General features: G+C 73.4%; 10 protein-coding genes. 5 read left to right on the top strand and 5 right to left on the bottom strand.

What is annotated here, in order from left to right; translation table 11 throughout:
* The first annotated feature begins 66 nt into the window (after positions 1 to 66).
* Together ACIBK8_RS30260 and ACIBK8_RS30255 are read left to right on the top strand one after the other, a co-directional pair.
* The gene (locus ACIBK8_RS30260; RefSeq protein ID WP_399045264.1) at positions 67 to 1710 is read left to right on the top strand and encodes a multicopper oxidase family protein; all 1644 of its coding nucleotides are present in this window, start codon (positions 67 to 69) and stop codon (positions 1708 to 1710) included.
* Positions 1711 to 1881: 171 nt separating this feature from the next.
* Entirely contained in the window at positions 1882 to 3636 is a 1755-nt protein-coding gene (locus ACIBK8_RS30255) for an NAD+ synthase (RefSeq protein ID WP_399045262.1), read from the top strand.
* Positions 3637 to 3689: 53 nt separating this feature from the next.
* Here the strand turns inward: ACIBK8_RS30255 and ACIBK8_RS30250 are convergent, their stop codons facing one another.
* The 4 genes from ACIBK8_RS30250 to ACIBK8_RS30235 all read right to left on the bottom strand — a co-directional run bounded on the left by ACIBK8_RS30250 (position 3690) and on the right by ACIBK8_RS30235 (position 8569).
* The gene (locus ACIBK8_RS30250) at positions 3690 to 4931 is read right to left on the bottom strand and encodes an MFS transporter (protein WP_399045260.1); all 1242 of its coding nucleotides are present in this window, start codon (positions 4929 to 4931) and stop codon (positions 3690 to 3692) included.
* A 183-nt stretch (positions 4932 to 5114) separates the two neighbouring features.
* The gene (locus ACIBK8_RS30245; protein ID WP_399045331.1) at positions 5115 to 6119 is read right to left on the bottom strand and encodes an endonuclease/exonuclease/phosphatase family protein; all 1005 of its coding nucleotides are present in this window, start codon (positions 6117 to 6119) and stop codon (positions 5115 to 5117) included.
* A gap of 228 nt (positions 6120 to 6347) precedes the next feature.
* Positions 6348 to 6956 (bottom strand): TetR/AcrR family transcriptional regulator, encoded by a 609-nt coding sequence (locus ACIBK8_RS30240; RefSeq protein WP_399045258.1) that lies wholly within the window; start codon positions 6954 to 6956, stop codon positions 6348 to 6350.
* Positions 6953 to 8569 (bottom strand): MFS transporter, encoded by a 1617-nt coding sequence (locus ACIBK8_RS30235; protein WP_399045256.1) that lies wholly within the window; start codon positions 8567 to 8569, stop codon positions 6953 to 6955. Before ACIBK8_RS30235 ends, ACIBK8_RS30240 begins: the two co-directional genes overlap by 4 nt.
* A 152-nt stretch (positions 8570 to 8721) precedes the next feature.
* Here ACIBK8_RS30235 and panB point away from each other — a divergent pair, with 152 nt between their 5' ends.
* The 3 genes from panB to ACIBK8_RS30220 all read left to right on the top strand — a co-directional run bounded on the left by panB (position 8722) and on the right by ACIBK8_RS30220 (position 11552).
* Positions 8722 to 9600, top strand: a complete 879-nt coding sequence (gene panB, locus ACIBK8_RS30230) for a 3-methyl-2-oxobutanoate hydroxymethyltransferase (RefSeq protein ID WP_393679729.1) — start codon at positions 8722 to 8724, stop codon at positions 9598 to 9600.
* 96 nt (positions 9601 to 9696) lie between these two features.
* Positions 9697 to 10725 (top strand): ATP-binding cassette domain-containing protein, encoded by a 1029-nt coding sequence (locus tag ACIBK8_RS30225; RefSeq protein ID WP_399045254.1) that lies wholly within the window; start codon positions 9697 to 9699, stop codon positions 10723 to 10725.
* Positions 10722 to 11552 carry an ABC transporter permease gene (locus tag ACIBK8_RS30220; RefSeq protein ID WP_399045253.1) on the top strand — a complete coding sequence of 277 codons (831 nt, stop codon included), beginning with the start codon at positions 10722 to 10724 and terminating at the stop codon, positions 11550 to 11552. The genes ACIBK8_RS30225 and ACIBK8_RS30220 overlap by 4 nt, the downstream gene beginning before the upstream one ends.
* 104 nt (positions 11553 to 11656) lie before the next feature.
* On the opposite strand, the gene ACIBK8_RS30215 is transcribed toward ACIBK8_RS30220, so the two are convergent.
* Positions 11657 to 15460 carry an AfsR/SARP family transcriptional regulator gene (locus tag ACIBK8_RS30215; RefSeq protein ID WP_399045252.1) on the bottom strand — a complete coding sequence of 1268 codons (3804 nt, stop codon included), beginning with the start codon at positions 15458 to 15460 and terminating at the stop codon, positions 11657 to 11659.
* Positions 15461 to 16100: the final 640 nt, after the last annotated feature.

Raw genomic sequence — 16100 nt, 5'->3', positions numbered from 1 at the left:
CTGCGCGCGTCCGCGGCCCCGCGCCCGCCGCCCGGCACACGCCGACACCCTCACGAGGTGCTCCCCATGCGTCGTATCCGCACGTCTTCCCACCCCTCCGCATCCGCGCCGTCCGAAGCGCCGGCGCCCGCGCGGCGCGCCGTGCTCGGCGCCGGTGTCGCCGCCGCGGGCAGCGGCCTGCTCGCCGCCTGTTCCACCGGCCCGGCCGTCGACCGCAAGAGCGCGTCAGCCCCCGGCGACGACGCGCCCGACCGCTACGTCACCCCGGACGGCCCGGAGGTCGCCGGCGCCGAGAAGGGGCGCGGTTCGGGCCCCGTACGGAACATCCGGCTCATCGCCGCCCGCACCCAGCTCGACCTCGGCGGACGCACCGTCGACTCCTGGGCGTACGGCGACGAGCTGCCGGGCCGGGAGGTCCGGGTCACCTCGGGCGACATCCTCGCGGTGGACTTCGCCAACCATCTGCCGGAGCCCACGACCGTGCACTGGCACGGCCTGACGCTGCGCAACGACATGGACGGCGCCCCCGGGCTCACCCAGCGCCCCGTCCAGCCGGGCGCGTCCTTCCCGTACCGGTTCATGGTCACCCGCCCCGGCACGTGCTGGCTGCACTCCCACTACGGCATGCAGCTGGACCGCGGCCTGTACGCACCGCTGATCATCGAGGACCCCAAGGAGCCGCTCTCCTACGACAAGGAGTGGGTGGTGCTCCTGGACGACTGGGTCGACGGGGTGGAAGGCAGCACTCCGGACGGGGTCCTGGCCGAGCTGACCAAGGGCGGTGGCGGCTACGGCAACCACAACCCCGGCGGGATGAGCCACGGGATGGGCCACGGCGGTACGGGCACGCAGGACGACGGGAAGCACCGGGAGCCCGAGGGTCCTTCGCGGATGCTGTGGGGCGCCAGAAGCAAACTCCTCGGCGGCGAGGCGGGCGACGTCGACTACCCGTACCACCTGGTCAACGGCCGTACCGAGGACGATCCGCAGACCTTCACCGCGCGTCCGGGCGACCGGATCAGGATCCGGTTCATCTGCGCGAGCGGCGACACCGCCTACCGCGTGGCGCTCGGCGGCCACTCCATGACCATCACGCACACCGACGGCAACCCCGTCAACCACGCCACGACCGACGCCCTGCTGATCGGCATGGGTGAGCGCTACGACGTCCTGGTCACGGCGGAGGACGGCGTCTTCCCGCTCACCGCGCTCGCCGAGGGCAAGGACCGCACCGGCATGGCGATCCTGCGCACCGGCGGCGGCGCGGCGCCCGAGGCCGGCACCCGGCCCGACGAGCTGTACGGGAAGGTGCTCATCGCGCCGGACCTGGAGGCCGCGGATTCGGTGCGGGTGCCGTCCGGGGAGGTCGACCGCACCCTGCACTTCAAGCTGACGGGGTCGATGGAGAAGTTCAACTGGTCGATCAACGGGGAGACGTACGCACAGTCGCGGCGCTACCCGATCAGGGAGGGCGAGCGGGTCCGGATGGTGTTCCGCAACCACAGCCCCATGTGGCACCCGATGCACCTGCACGGGCACCTGTTCGCGATGCTGGACGGCGGGGCGGTCAAGGACACCGTGATCGTGCGGCCGGGACACCGGGTCTCGGTCGAGTTCGAGGCGCGCAACCCGGGCCTGTGGATGATGCACTGCCACAACCTGTACCACTCGGAGTCCGGGATGATGACGGTCCTGGGATACCTGAAGTAGCCGGCCGCCTCCGGGCCTGCGGAGGCGGCGGGCGGACGCCGGGGGGGGGGGGGGGGGGGCGGGGGGCGGCCCCCCGCCCCCCCCCCCCCCCCCCCCCGGCCGTGTGCGTTCCGGCTCGCCCGTCGCCTTCCGCACACCCCATTGCGTCAGAAAGACGAATACACTGGCCGGGTGCCCCAACTACGCCTCGCCCTCCAACAGATCGACTCCTGCGTCGGTGACCTCGCGGGGAACGCCGAGACGATCGTGCGCCGGACCAGGTACGCCGCCGGGCAGGGCGCGCACCTGGTCGCCTTCCCCGAGATGACGCTGACCGGCTACCCCGTCGAGGATCTCGCGCTGCGCCCCTCGTTCGTCGAGGCGAGCCGCGCCGCGCTGACCGCCCTGGCGGCGCGGCTCGCCGCCGAGGGATGCGGTGAACTGCCCGTCGTCGTCGGCTACTTGGACCGCTGCGCCGAGGACCTGCCGCGCTACGGGCGGCCGGCCGGATCCCCGCAGAACGCGGCGGCGGTGCTGTACGGCGGCGCGGTCGCCCTCAGCTTCGCCAAGCACCATCTGCCCAATTACGGCGTCTTCGACGAGTTCCGGTACTTCGTGCCGGGCGACACGCTGCCCGTCGTGCGGGTGCACGGCGTCGATGTCGCGCTCGCCATCTGCGAGGACCTGTGGCAGGAGGGCGGCCGGGTGCCGGCCGCCCGCAGCGCGGGGGCCGGGCTGCTGGTGTCGGTCAACGCCTCGCCGTACGAGCGGGACAAGGACGACACGCGTCTGGCGCTGGTCCGCAGGCGGGCCAGGGAAGCCGACTGCACCACCGCGTATCTGGCGATGACCGGCGGGCAGGACGACCTGGTCTTCGACGGCGACTCGATCGTCGTCGACCGGGAGGGCGAGGTGCTCACCCGCGCCCCGCAGTTCGCCGAGGAATGCGTGCTGATCGACCTCGACCTGCCCGCCGCCGCCCCCGAGCCCCCGTCCGGCACCGTCGACGACGGGCTGCGCATCGACCACGTCACCCTCTCCCCCGAGCCGCTGCCCGCCTACCCGCCCCGGGAGCCGGGCGGCGAGGCCGAGCGGCTGTCCGACCTGGAGGAGATCTACACGGCGCTGGTCGTCGGGCTGCGCGCGTACGTCACCAAGAACGGCTTCCGCAGCGTGGTCATCGGCCTGTCGGGCGGCATCGACTCCGCGCTGGTCGCCGCGCTGGCCTGCGACGCGCTGGGCGCGGAGAACGTGCACGGCGTCGCCATGCCGTCGGCCTACTCGTCGGAGCACTCCCTCGGCGACGCCGCCGACCTCGCGCTCCGTACCGGCCTGGCGTTCCGTACGGTGCCGATCGGCCCGATGTTCGACGCGTACATGGGGGCGCTCGGCCTGACCGGGCTCGCCGAGGAGAACCTCCAGTCGCGGCTGCGCGGCACGACGCTGATGGCGATCTCCAACCAGGAGGGCCATCTCGTCCTCGCGCCGGGCAACAAGTCCGAGCTGGCCTGCGGCTATTCGACGCTCTACGGCGACTCGGTGGGCGCGTACGGGCCCATCAAGGACGTCTACAAGACCGTCGTCTTCCAGCTGGCCCGCTGGCGGAACCGGGCGGCGGCGGACCGCGGCGGCACCCCGCCGATCCCGGAGAACACACTGACCAAGCCGCCCAGCGCGGAACTGCGCCCCGGGCAGGTCGACACCGATTCGCTGCCCGACTACGCCGTGCTCGACCGCGTCCTGGAGCTGTACGTCGACCGTGACCGCGGGCGCTCGGAGATCATCGCCGACGGCTTCGACGAGGAGCTGGTGACCCGGGTGCTGCGGATGGTCGACACCGCCGAGTACAAGCGCCGCCAGTACCCGCCGGGCACCAAGATCTCCGCCAAGGGCTTCGGCAAGGACCGGCGGCTGCCGGTCACCAACCGCTGGCGGGAGGGCGCCTGACCGGCGTCCGGTGACCCGGGTCCGGTCGTCGCGGTCCCGGCCCGGCCCCCGGTTCAGCCGGTGTGGCCGCCCGCCGGGGCGTTGTCCGCGGTCTCTGGGGCGCTCTCCCCGCCGCGCGCCACGATCCGGGAGGTCTCGTGGGCGGCGGCGCTCTCACCGCGGTCCAGCAGTCCCGCGGTGACGGCGACGGCCAGTCCCGCGGCGGCCAGGACCGCGCCGACCAGGGTCGGTGAGGTCCAGCCCCAGCCGGCGGTCAGGGCCAGGCCGCCGACCCAGGCGCCGCCCGCGTTGGCGAGGTTGAAGGCGGACTGGTTGGAGGCGGCGGCCAGGGTGGGCGCCTGCCGGGCCTTGTTCATGACCAGCATCTGGAGGGGCGTGGTGGTCATGAAGCCGACGGCGCCGATGAGGGCGACGCAGGCCAGGGCCGCCCATTTCACCTCGGCGACGAAGTGGAAGGCGGCGAGGACGATGGTGAGCGCCGCCAGCGAGCCGTACAGCGCCGGGCGCAGCGCCCGGTCGGTCAGCGGCCCCGCGACCAGCGCGCCGAGCGTCATGCCGATGCCGAAGAGGGCCAGCACGAGGGGGACGGTGCCCTGGGAGAAGCCGGTCACCCGGGTCACCGTCGAGGCGAGGTAGCTGTAGACGGCGAAGACGCCGGCGAAGCCGAAGACCGTGGTGAGCAGGCCGAGCAGGACCTGGCGGTCGCCGAGTGCGCGCAGTTCGCGGCCGAGCCCGGTGCGTTCCTGCGCGGGCAGCTGCGGGACGAGGCGGGCGAGCGCGGCCATGGCGGCCAGGCCGATGGCGGCGACGACGAGGAAGGTCGCGCGCCAGCCGAGGTGCTGGCCGAGCAGGGTCGCCGCGGGCACGCCGACGATGTTGGCGACGGTCAGGCCGAGGAACATGGTGGCGACCGCGCGGGCCTGCCGTCCCTCGCGCACCAGCCGGGCGGCCACCACGGCGCCGACGCCGAAGAACGCGCCGTGCGGCAGCCCGGCGAGGAACCGCCCGGCGATCAGCAGGCCGAAGGTGGGCGCCAGCGCGGAGGCGAGGTTGCCGACCGTGAAGACCGCCATGAGCAGCACGAGCATCCGCTTGCGGGGTATGCGGGAGCCGAGTGCGGTCAGGAGCGGGGCGCCGATGACGACGCCGAGCGCGTAGGCGGAGACGAGGTAGCCGGCGGCGGGCACGGTGGTGCCCAGGTCGTCCGCGACGTTGGGCAGCAGGCCCATCATCACGAATTCCGTGGTGCCGATACCGAAGGCCGAGATCGCGAGCGCGAGCAGAGCCAAGGGCATGAGAAACCTTTCGGGAACGGGTGCGTGGGGTCGTCACACGCGGCAGGAAGGAGGTCCGTAAGTTCTGATACGGAACAAAGTCTTTCCTGCCCAGTATTCCGGCAGGTCAACGAGGTGTGAAATCCCGAGGTCGGACGGGCTCCGGGAGGCGGCCCGCGCCCGCCCCGGAGCCCGTCCGGCGGCTCAGAGCTTGACCGACGCCGCGACCGGCAGGTGATCGCTGCCGGTGGCCGGCAGCGACCAGGCCGACACCGGCTCCAGGCCCCTGACCATGATCTGGTCGATGCGGGCCATCGGGAACCCGGCCGGCCAGGTGAAGCCGAAGCCGTCGCCCGCCGCGCCCTGCGCCGAGCGCATCTGCGAGGTGACCGGCGCCAGCGACCTGTCGTTCATGGTGCCGTTGAGGTCGCCGAGCAGCACCACCTTGCCCGCCGGGTCGTGGGAGATCGCCCGGCCCAGCGCGGCGGCGCTCTCGTCCCGCTGGTTGGCGGTGAAGCCCGCCGCGACCTTGACCCGTACCGACGGCAGGTGCGCGACGTACACGGCGACCTTCTGGCCGTCCGCCGCGGTCACCGTCGCCCGCAGCGCCCGGGTCCAGCCCATCTTGATGTTCACCGGGGCGGCGTCGGACAGCGGTCGCTTGCTCCAGATCCCGACGGTCCCCTTGACCGCGCTGTAGGGATACGCCGCGGCCAGCCCCTTCTTGTACGTGGGCAGCGCCTCGGCGGTCAGCTCCTCCAGGGCGACGACGTCGGCGCCCGCCGCCGCGATGTCCTTCGCGGTGCCCGCCGGGTCGGGGTTGTCGGCGTCGACGTTGTGGGTGGCGACGGTGAGATCGCCGCCGCTGCCCGACTTGCCGGTGAGCTGCCCGCCGAACAGGCTGACCCAGGCGACGACCGGCAGCAGCAGCGCGATCAGCGCGGTCGCCGAGCGGCGCAGCAGCGCCAGGATCAGCAGCAGCGGGACGGTGATGCCGGCCCACGGGAGGAACGTCTCCAGCAGACTGCCCAGGTTTCCCACGGTGTTGGGAACCCGGCCGTGCAGAAGCATCAACAGCCCGACGAGCACCGCGAGCACGGCCAGGATGATGCCGCGCCGCCACATCCCTTCAGGGCGCCACCAGTTCTTCAGGCGGGCGGCTCCGGAACCGGTCCGTTCAGGGTCCTGGCCCTGTCCCGGCTCCGTCATGTATGCCTGCGCCATTCCGCTGTCCTCACTGCCTTGCTCCGCTGCCTCGCCTGTGGTTCACGACCCTAGGCGATGCCTTGTGATGCGCTTTCTTAGAAGTGGAGACGGACGGGCGACGGGCCCGGGTTCCGCTGAGCGGCGCCTCGGCGCCAGGTGTCACAGAACGGGCATATTCCGCTCCCTGCCGTGGGCCCTCCGCACGGATCCGCCACCCGCCCTCCTTCCCCGTCACGGGCCCTGGCGCACCCCCTCCAGCACGGTGTCGACGATCTGCTCGGCGAGACCGTCGGGCAGCGCCTTCGACGCGTCGAGCAGCGCCCGGGACAGCATCGGGCCGATGAAGAGGTCCGCGAGGACGTCGAGATCGCGGTCGGCCCGGATGTCGCCGCCCGCCATGCCGCGGCGCAGCACCGCGAGCAGGGCCTCACGGCGGGCGCGCATCACCGTCTCCTGGTACTCGCGCCACACCGCGGGCTGCGCCTGGACGTGCGTCAGCACCGTGCGCAGGACGGCGGAGTGGCGCTTGGCCAGCCCGTGTCTGCGGAGGAACTCCAGCAGCCGGACCAGTTCGTCGCGCACCGATCCGCCGCCCGGCGGCGGGACTTCCTCCTCCAGGGAGCGGATCACGTCGAGGAACAGCGCGTCCCTGCCGGGCCAGCGGCGGTAGACGGTGGCCTTGCCCACCCCGGCCTCCCGGGCGATGCGTTCCATGGCCAGCTCGCCGATGCCGGCGCCCTCCTCGATCAGCCGCAGGACGGCCTCGATGATGGCGCGGTCGGCGGCTGCGCTGCGCGGACGCCCGCGGCGCTCGGGGGCCGGCGCCCGCCCGCTCGTCACCCGGCCTCCGCCGCCGGTTCCTCCTGCGGCTGCGTCGCGGGCGCCTCGTCACGGGACCTGCTGGGCAGGAAGACGGCGACCACCACCGCGCCGGCCAGCGCGATGCACGCCGAGCCGACCGCGGTGACGTGCATGGCGTGCACGAAGGCGTCCTTCGCCGTGGACACCAGCGGCGCTCCGGCCGGGCCCATCCGGTCGGCCAGGGCGAGCGTCGCCTCGACGGACTCACCGGCCGCGTGCCGGGCGCCGGGTGACAGCCGGGGGATGCCGTCGAGCGTGTCCTGGACGCCGTCGCGGTACGTCGTGGACAGCAGCGAGCCGAGGACCGCGACGCCGAGGGTGCCGCCGACCTGCCGGAAGGTGTTGTTGATCGCGGAGCCCGAGCCGGCCTTCTCGCGCGGCAGGGACTGCATGATCGAGACGGTGACCGGCGGCGTGATGTGCGCCATGCCGATGCCCTGGAGGAAGAACAGTGCCTCCAGCACCCAGATCGGGGTGGTGGTGTCCAGGAGCAGCAGCCCGGCCATGGTGGCGACGATGGCCAGCATGCCGACGGTGCACACCGCGCGGGAGCCGAACCTGTCGACGACGTGCCGGGCCCGCGGCGCGAAGATCAACTGGGCGGCGGCCAGCGGCAGGATCAGCAGCCCCGACTGGAGCGGCGTGTAGCCGCGCACGCTCTGCACGTAGAAGACGATCAGGAACGTGACCCCCACCAGCGCGAAGAAGACCAGCGCGATGGCGGTGACGGCGGCCGAGAAGGCGGGCTTGCGGAAGTAGCCCATGTCGATCGACGGGTGGTCGCTGCGCCTTTGGTGCGCCACGAAGACGGCGAGCACGACGAGACCGCCCAGGGTCGTGCCGACGACCTCGGGGGCGGCGAAGTCGGCGAGCCGGCCGCCCCTGATGATCCCGTAGACCAGCAGGACCAGGCCGACCACGGAGAGCAGCACGCCGACCGGGTCCAGCCTGCCCGGTGCGGGGTCCTTGGAGTCGGGGACGAGGAGCACCACCGCGGTCAGCGCGACCAGCACGATGGGGACGTTGATGAGGAAGACCGAGCCCCACCAGAAGTGGGTGAGCAGCAGCCCGCCGGCGATCGGCCCGACCGCGATGGCCAGGCCCACGCCGCCGGCCCAGAACCCGATGGCCCTGGGCTGCTCGGCGGGCTCGAAGATGTTCATCAGGATGGCGAGGGTGGCGGGCATCACGAAGGCGCTGCCGAGGCCCATCACGGCGCGGAAGGCGACCAGTTGGGCGGGCGAGGCGGCGAACGCGGCGAGCAGCGAGCCGAAGCCGAAGACCGCCAGGCCGAACAGCAGCATCTTCTGGCGGCCGATGCGGTCGCCGAGCAGCCCCGCGGTGAACAGCAGCCCGGCGAAGAGCAGCGTGTAGGCGTTGATCGCCCACTCCAGCTCGCTCTGGCTGGCGCCGAGACCGACGGGCGCGGGGGTGGCGATGGTCTTCATGGCGACGTTGAGGATGGTGTTGTCCAGGACCACGATCAGCAGGCTGAGCATGAGCACGGACAGGGCCACCCAGCGGCGGCGGTGGATGTGCGCGGGGATACCGCCGGCTTCGGGGGCACCCGGGCGGGGTGGTGAGGTGGCCATGCGGCACAGCGTAGAGCGTAACGATACGACTCCGTTCCGTAATCGCCGGATTCCGGGGGACGCCCTTCCGCGCCGCACCACCGCATGCCAGCATGGAGGGGATTCCGGGGACGCCGTCAGGGCGCCTCGAGATGAGAACAGGAGCCGTCACCATGACGCAGCTTTCCCCTGCCCTGAAGCCGGCCGCACGGCCCGCCGGCCGGGACACCGCCCTCTACGGGGGCACCCGCTCCCGCCGCATCACCGTCCGCGACATCGCCGCCGCCAAGGAGCGCGGCGAGAAGTGGCCGATGCTCACCGCCTACGACGCGATGACCGCGTCGGTCTTCGACGACGCCGGCATCCCCGTCCTCCTCGTCGGCGACTCGATGGGCAACTGCCACCTCGGCTACGAGTCCACCGTGCCGGTCACCATGGACGAGATCACCCTGCTGTCCGCCGCCGTCGTACGCGGCAGCCGGCACGCCCTGATCGTCGCCGACCTGCCCTTCGGCGCCTACCAGGAAGGGCCCGTGCAGGCCCTGCGCAGCGCCACCCGGCTGGTCAAGGAAGCCGGTGTGGGCGCCGTCAAACTGGAGGGCGGCGAACGCTCCGCCCACCAGGTGGAGTTGCTGGTCTCGGCCGGCATCCCGGTGATGGCGCACATCGGCCTCACCCCCCAGTCCGTGCACGCCTTCGGCGGCTACCCCGTCCAGGGCCGCGGTGAGGAAGCCGCGCAGCAACTGCTGCGGGACGCGAAGGCCGTCCAGGACGCGGGCGCCTTCTCCGTCGTCCTGGAAGCCGTACCGGCCGAGCTGGCGGCGGAGGTCACCCGCTCGCTGCACATCCCGACCGTCGGCATCGGCGCGGGAGCCGGCTGCGACGCCCAGGTCCTGGTGTGGACCGACATGGCCGGCCTGACCGCGGGCCGGGCGCCGCGCTTCGCCAAGCAGTACCTCGCCCTGCGCGACCTGCTGGGCGGCGCGGCCAAGGAGTTCGCCGACGAGGTCGTCGGCGGGTCCTTCCCGGCCGAGCAGCACACCTTCCACTAGCAGGGACGGGCTGCGGGGGCGGTGCGCCCGCCCCCGCAGCCGCCCTGTCGGCAGTCTGTCGGTGCGCTGTCGGTGGCCGCTGGCACCTTGGTGCGCATGACGCGAAAGACACAACCCACCAAGGGCGGGAACGCCGTGGAGGTGCGCGGTCTGGTCAAGCACTTCGGCGATGTGAAAGCCGTCGACGGGGTGGACCTGGACGTGCGGGAAGGCACCGTGCTCGGGGTGCTCGGCCCCAACGGCGCCGGCAAGACGACACTCGTCCGCTGCCTGTCCACCCTCATCGCACCCGACGCCGGCACCGCCTTCGTGGCCGGCTACGACGTGGTGCGCCAGCCCCGCGCGCTGCGCCGCACCATCGGCCTGACCGGGCAGTACGCCTCGGTCGACGAAAAGCTCTCCGGCCGGGAGAACCTCTACATGATCGGGCGGCTGCTCGACCTGTCCCGCAAGGACGCCCGGCGGCGCGCGGACGACATGCTGGAACGCTTCTCCCTCACCGAGGCCGCCAAGCGGCCCGCCGCCAAGTACTCCGGCGGCATGCGCCGCCGCCTGGACCTGGCCGCCTCCATGATCGGGCAGCCCGCCGTCCTCTACCTGGACGAGCCGACGACGGGACTCGACCCGCGCACCCGCAACGAGGTGTGGGCCGAGGTGCAGCGGATGGTCCGCGAGGGCGCGACGGTGCTGCTCACCACCCAGTACATGGAAGAGGCCGAGCAGCTGGCGAGCGAGCTGACCGTCATCGACCGCGGCCGGGTGATCGCCGAGGGCCAGGTCGACGAACTCAAGGCGAAGGTCGGCGGGCGCACCCTCCAGATCCGCCCCGCCGAACCCGGCGAGCTGGACCGGATGGTCGACGCCGTCGCCCAGGCCGGACTCGACGGCATCTCGGGCGCCACCGCCGACCACACCGAAGGTGTCGTCAACGTCCCGATCATCAGCGACGAACAGCTCACCGCGGTCATCGCCCTCCTGGGAGCGCGCGGCTTCGCCCTCGCCGGCATCAGCACCCATCTGCCCAGCCTGGACGAGGTGTTCCTGGCCATCACCGGCCAGAAGACCTCCGACGCGGGCTCCCCCGATGACGATTCGGACCAGCAGCACGCGGAGGTATCGGCATGAGTGCCGCGACAATGACGGCGCCCACGGCGAAGCCGCGCGCCGACGAGGGCCGGATCGGCCTGCGGGCCAACGTCCGGCACATCGGCGCACTGGCCCGGCGCAACGCCCTGCAGATCAAGCAGGACCCGGAGTCGATGTTCGACGCCCTGCTGATGCCGATCATCTTCATCCTGCTGTTCGTGTACGTCTTCGGCGGCGCCATCGCCGGCAAGGGCAATCAGCAGGAGTACGTCCAGTACCTGGTGCCCGGCATGATGGCGATGATGGGCATGAACATCGCCATGGCGGTGGGCACGGGCGTCAACGAGGACTTCCGCAAGGGAGTCATGGACCGCTTCCGTACGATGCCGATCGCCCGGTCGTCGGTGCTGATAGCCAAGATCGTCGTCGAGGTCGGCCGGATGCTGATCGCCACCGCGATCCTGCTGGGCATGGGCTTCCTGCTCGGCCTGGAGGTCAAGGGCGGCTTCTTCCCGTTCCTCGGCGCGATCGCCCTGTCCACGGCCTTCGGCGCCGCCCTCATGTGGATCTTCATCCTGCTGGGCCTGGCCATGAAGACCCCGCAGGCGGTGCAGGGCGTGGCGATGCTCGTCCTGATGCCGCTCCAGTTCGGCTCGTCGATCTTCGCCCCGACGCGGTCGATGCCCGGCTGGCTGGAGGGCTTCACCAAGGTCAACCCGCTCTCCAACCTGGCGGACTCGGCCCGCGCACTGATCAACGGGCAGGGCGCCGTCCTGCACCCCACCCTGATCACGCTCGGCTGGGCCGTCGCCATCACCGCGGTGACCATGCCGCTCGCCGTCGCCAAGTTCCGCAAGAAGACCTGACCGGCCGGACGGCGGGTCCGAGGGCTCCCCGGATCCGCCCACAGAACCTGACGCGCCCGGGGGCCGGGGAGCCCCCGGGAGTCACAGCCTTCGCCCGGCTCGCGTCAGATGAGAGCGGTGGCCTCTTCGAGCGAGAGGCCGCCGCCCTCGGCATACGCCCCCGCGTACGCGGCATCGCCCAGCACTCCGCGCGCCGCCGCCTCGGCAGCCGCCCGGCTGTCCCGCATGACGCGCGGCGGCACATGACTGGCCGACCGCAGCGCGTCGTACGCACCCACCAGCCGCGCCGCGTCCGGGCCCGCTGCCGCACCCCGCACCGCCACCATCAGCCGGGCACCGGTGAGCAGTTGGCTCACCGGCAGGTCCGGCGCGACCATCCGGGTCAGGTCGCCCTGCATCTTCGCCAGCGCCGCACGGAGCCGTTCCGGCAGCCCGTCGAGCCGCCCCTGATCGAGGTCCGTCCCGACGAGCGCCGACTCCACCAGCCCCAGGAACAGCTCAGGAGCCCGCTGCGCGAACGCGTCCCGCACCGCGAGCAACTGCTCCCGCGCCTCGTCGACACGGCCCGCGACCGACAGCCGCATCGCCAGCGTCAGCTGCGCGAACGGCACCGCGTCCCGGCCGCTGTTGTGCTCCTTGGCCTGCGCCAGCACCTCCCGCAGCAGCCGCTCACCGGTGTCCTCCTGACCGTCCTCGATCAGCACCCCGGCCAGCCGGGTCCGCAGCAGCAGCGTCTGATCGTGCGCACCCAGATCCTCGGCGTACGCCATCGCGGCACGGTAGTCCTGGGCGGCGCGCGCGTACTCACCGCGCGCCTCACGGGCCTCGGCGCGGCCCGCGAGCGCCTCGGCCGCGCCCCAGTCGTCCCCGATCCCGACGAAGATCCGCAGCGATTCGTCGGCGTCCCGGCTCGCCTTCTCCAGCCCGCCGGGACGGTCGTTGAGGATCTTCGAACGCAGCTGGAGGGTGAAGGCCAGCTCCCACTCGTAGCCGAACTCCCGGCAGGCGCGCACCGCGTCGTCGGCCATCTCCGCCAGCCGGTCGATCCGTCCTGACAGCAGCACCGCGTAGTACCACATCACCCCGGGCACCCGGCAGGTCTGCGGCATCCCGCTGCGGTAGGCGGCCAGGACACCCGCCAGTTCCGCCTGTATCTGCGGACTGCGCAGCGCCTCCATGTCGCTCTCGACGCTCGCCATCGCCACCAGACGGACCTCACGGCGGGCCTCCTGGAGCAGCTCCGCGCTCATCGGCGGCGGCGCGTCGATGGGACGCTCGTGCAGCTCGGGGGCGAGCTCGACGGGCGGCAGGAACGGGTCGGGGCCCAGCGCCCCGGCCGCCCGCGACCAGGTACGGGCGTCGGCACGGTGGTCACGCAGGGACCAGAACCACTGCAACGACAGCACCAGGCACAGCGCCTCGTGCTCATCGCCGGCCGCCACCGCACGGCGCAGCGCGGTGCGCAGATTGTCGTGTTCGAGCTCCAGCCGCTCCAGCCACTCCCGTTGCCCCGGGCCGCGCAGCAACGGGTCGGCGGCGCGGGCGAGTTCGCGGTACGCGACGAGATGCCGGCGCTCGGCCCCGGCCCGCTCACCGGCCTCGTCGAGCCGCTCGCCCGCGTACTCCCCCACGGTCTCCAGCAGCCGGTAGCGCATCCGGCCGTCCGGCGCGGGCGCCGCCACCACCAGCGACTTGTCGATGAGCGAGCCGAGCAGCGCGGCGACCTCACGGCCGTCGACGTCCACGTCGGCGCACACCTCATCGGCGAGGGCCAGATCGCAGCCGCCGGCGAAGACCGACAGGCGGCGCAGCACGGCCCGTTCGGGCGTGTCCAGCAGATCCCAGGACCAGTCCACGACGGCGCGCAGCGTCTGCTGCCGGGGCAGCGCGGTGCGGCTGCCGCTGGTCAGCAGCCGGAAACGGTCGTCGAGCCGGTCGGCGAGCTGCCGCGGCGAGAGCATCCGCAGGCGGGCGGCGGCGAGTTCGATGGCCAGCGGCAGGCCGTCCAGGCGCCGGCAGATCTCGGCACAGGCCGCCGGGTCGTCGTCGGTCCTGAACCCGGGGCGTGCGACGGCACCGCGGTCCGCGAGCAGCCGCAGGGCGACGGGGTCGGGCAGCGGCTCCACCGGCCGCAGCACCTCGCCCGGTACGGCGAGCGGCTCGCGGCTGGTCGCCAGCACCGTGACGCCGGGGCAGGCGGCCAGCAGCCGCTCGGCGAGTTCGGCTGCCGCGCCGATCACGTGCTCGCAGTTGTCGAGCACCAGCAGCATCCGACGGTCGGCGCAGTGCTCGGCGAGCCGGCCGAGCGGGTCGAGCGCGGTGGGGTCGGCCGCGGCGCGCAGCCCCTCGGCGGTGGTGCCGCGCACCACGGTCTCCCGGGCGCCGAGCACGGTGAGCACGCTCTCGGCGACTGTCTGCGGATCGTCGACGGGCGCAAGCTCCGCCAGCCACACCCCGTGCGGCCAGGCATCGGGCAGCGCGGCGGCGGCCCGCTCCGCGCCCTCCTGCGACAGCCGCGTCTTGCCCGCGCCACCGGGCCCGAGCAGCGTCACCAGCCGGTGCGCCGCCAGGTCACCCCGCAACGCCTCCAGATCGCTGTCCCGCCCGACGAACGACGTCAGCCGCGCCCGCAGATTCCCGGGCGGCCCGCCACCGGATCCGAGGGTGCCGAAGGTGGTGGGGGCGGTGGGGGCGGTGGGCTCTCTGTGGCCGCCGGTGTCGGTTCCCTTGTGGTGGGTGACGCCGTGAGCGGTGGTGGCAGTGCTCTCTCCCGGGTGGCCCGGGGTGGGGTCGTGGCGGGTGGCGTCCTCGTCGCGGGTGGGATGGCGACGGGCGCCGTCGCCGTCCGCGGCGGCGCCGTGGCGGAGGGTGTCGTCCGGGGCGCCGCCAGGGCGGGAGGTGCGGGAGGTGTCGTACGGGTACGGGGAGCCGTTGCGACCGGCCTCGTCGTGCGGGATGCCGCGGGGGCGGGCGTCCGGGGTGGGGCGGCCGGGAGCGGCGTCCGGGCCCGAGCCGTCACCCGCGTCGGAGGCGGGGCCGGGGCGGGAGCTGGAGCCGGGGCCGGGGCCTGGGCCGACGGGTCTGTGACGGTCGCCGCGGGCCGCTCCTCCCAGAGGGTGGCCGGGCGTGTCGTGGCCCGGGGCCGGCGGCGTCACCGGGGCCTGGGCCGGACCGGGCCGCAGCAGCTCGGCGTGCAGGGCACGCAGTTCCGGGCCGGGGTCGGCGCCCAGGCGGTCGGCGATGCCGGCGCGTATCTCCTCGTACGCGGCCAGCGCCTCGGCGGTACGGCCCGCGTCCCGCAGCGCACGCAGCCGCAGCGCCTGGAGCGGCTCGTCGAGCGGATGGTCCTGGCAGAGCGCGCCGAGCGCCGGCAGCGCGTGATCGGCGCGGCCGAGGGCGAGATCGGCGGCGAGCCGGCTGCGCTGGGCGTCCAGCCTGCGGCGTTCGGCACGGGCCGCGTCGGCACGGGCCTCGGGCAGATCGGCGAGCGCCGGGCCGCGCCAGAGGGCGAGCGCGTCGTCGAGGAGGGCGGCGGCGCGGGCCGGTTCCCCGTCGGCCAGCGCCCGGGTGCCGTCCGCCGCGAGCCGCTCGAAACGGGTCAGATCGACGGCATCGGGCCCGGCGCACAGGCGGTAGCCGCCGTCGGCCGATGCGACCGCCTCGTGCCCCAGCGCCCTGCGCAACCGGCCGACCAGCGCCTGGAGTGCGCCCGGCGCGTCGGCGGGCGGGTCCATCCGCCAGATGTCGGCGATCAGCAGGTCCGGGGGGAGCGCCCGGCCCGGCCGCAGCGCGAGCGCGGCGAGCAGGGCGCGCAGGCGTGCGCCGCCGAGGGCGACGGGGGTGCCGTCGGCCCTCAGAGCCTGGGTGGTGCCAAGAATTCCATAGCGCACCTGGCCATTGTCGGTCACGCCCGAGCCGCCCACTTTCCGCTCCCCCGCCTCATGCACCTCACACACCTGCCACACACCTGCCACCTGCCACTTACCGCCACCGCCGACCGTCGGGGCCCACGGCCCTACGTCCGACCGCTGGCCGCCCGGCTCCGACGGGCCTTACCGCCGACCGGACCGACGACCGCCTACGGGCCACCGGCCACCGGCCACCGGCCACCGGCCACCGGCCACCGGCCACCGGCTGGAGTATCTGCGGTGGGGCGGGGTGGGGCGGGGCCGGCCGCCGCGACCGCCGGTCCGTCCCTGGGGATCCCATGGCGATCTCTCACCGGTCTCCGGACGGTTCCGTTCCGTGGTTCCCCGGGCAATCCCCGATGTGGCCCCCGACACATCCCCGAGCCGTCCGCGCCCGCGCCCCCGATCCGCCTCCGGCCGATCCCGGATTCGGCCCGGAGGTCCACCTTGCCCGGAACCGGCCCGACAGCGCGCGTCGTTTTCCGCAAAAGGAGACGCGCGGGGGAAAGGAACGGGACGGAGCCAGGCCCGGAACGGAGCCAGACAGAAGCACACCCCATCCCGCGACGCCCCCACCGGACTCTACGGCGCCCGGACCCCACGACGCCCAAGAGCCGGGGCACCCACGAGCCGACGGCAT

The organism is Streptomyces sp. NPDC050161 (genome assembly GCF_044460025.1).
Taxonomy (GTDB): Bacteria; Actinomycetota; Actinomycetes; order Streptomycetales; family Streptomycetaceae; genus Streptomyces.
This window is presented reverse-complemented; position numbering and strand designations above follow the sequence as displayed.

Bases quoted from the DNA above. Each gene is read 5' to 3' on its own strand.
- ACIBK8_RS30260 (WP_399045264.1), top strand. From the start codon at position 67: ATGCGTCGTATCCGCACGTCTTCCCACCCCTCCGCATCCGCGCCGTCC.
- ACIBK8_RS30250 (WP_399045260.1), bottom strand. From the start codon at position 4,931: ATGCCCTTGGCTCTGCTCGCGCTCGCGATCTCGGCCTTCGGTATCGGC.
- ACIBK8_RS30245 (WP_399045331.1), bottom strand. From the start codon at position 6,119: ATGACGGAGCCGGGACAGGGCCAGGACCCTGAACGGACCGGTTCCGGA.
- ACIBK8_RS30235 (WP_399045256.1), bottom strand. From the start codon at position 8,569: ATGGCCACCTCACCACCCCGCCCGGGTGCCCCCGAAGCCGGCGGTATC.
- panB (WP_393679729.1), top strand. From the start codon at position 8,722: ATGACGCAGCTTTCCCCTGCCCTGAAGCCGGCCGCACGGCCCGCCGGC.
- ACIBK8_RS30225 (WP_399045254.1), top strand. From the start codon at position 9,697: ATGACGCGAAAGACACAACCCACCAAGGGCGGGAACGCCGTGGAGGTG.
- ACIBK8_RS30220 (WP_399045253.1), top strand. From the start codon at position 10,722: ATGAGTGCCGCGACAATGACGGCGCCCACGGCGAAGCCGCGCGCCGAC.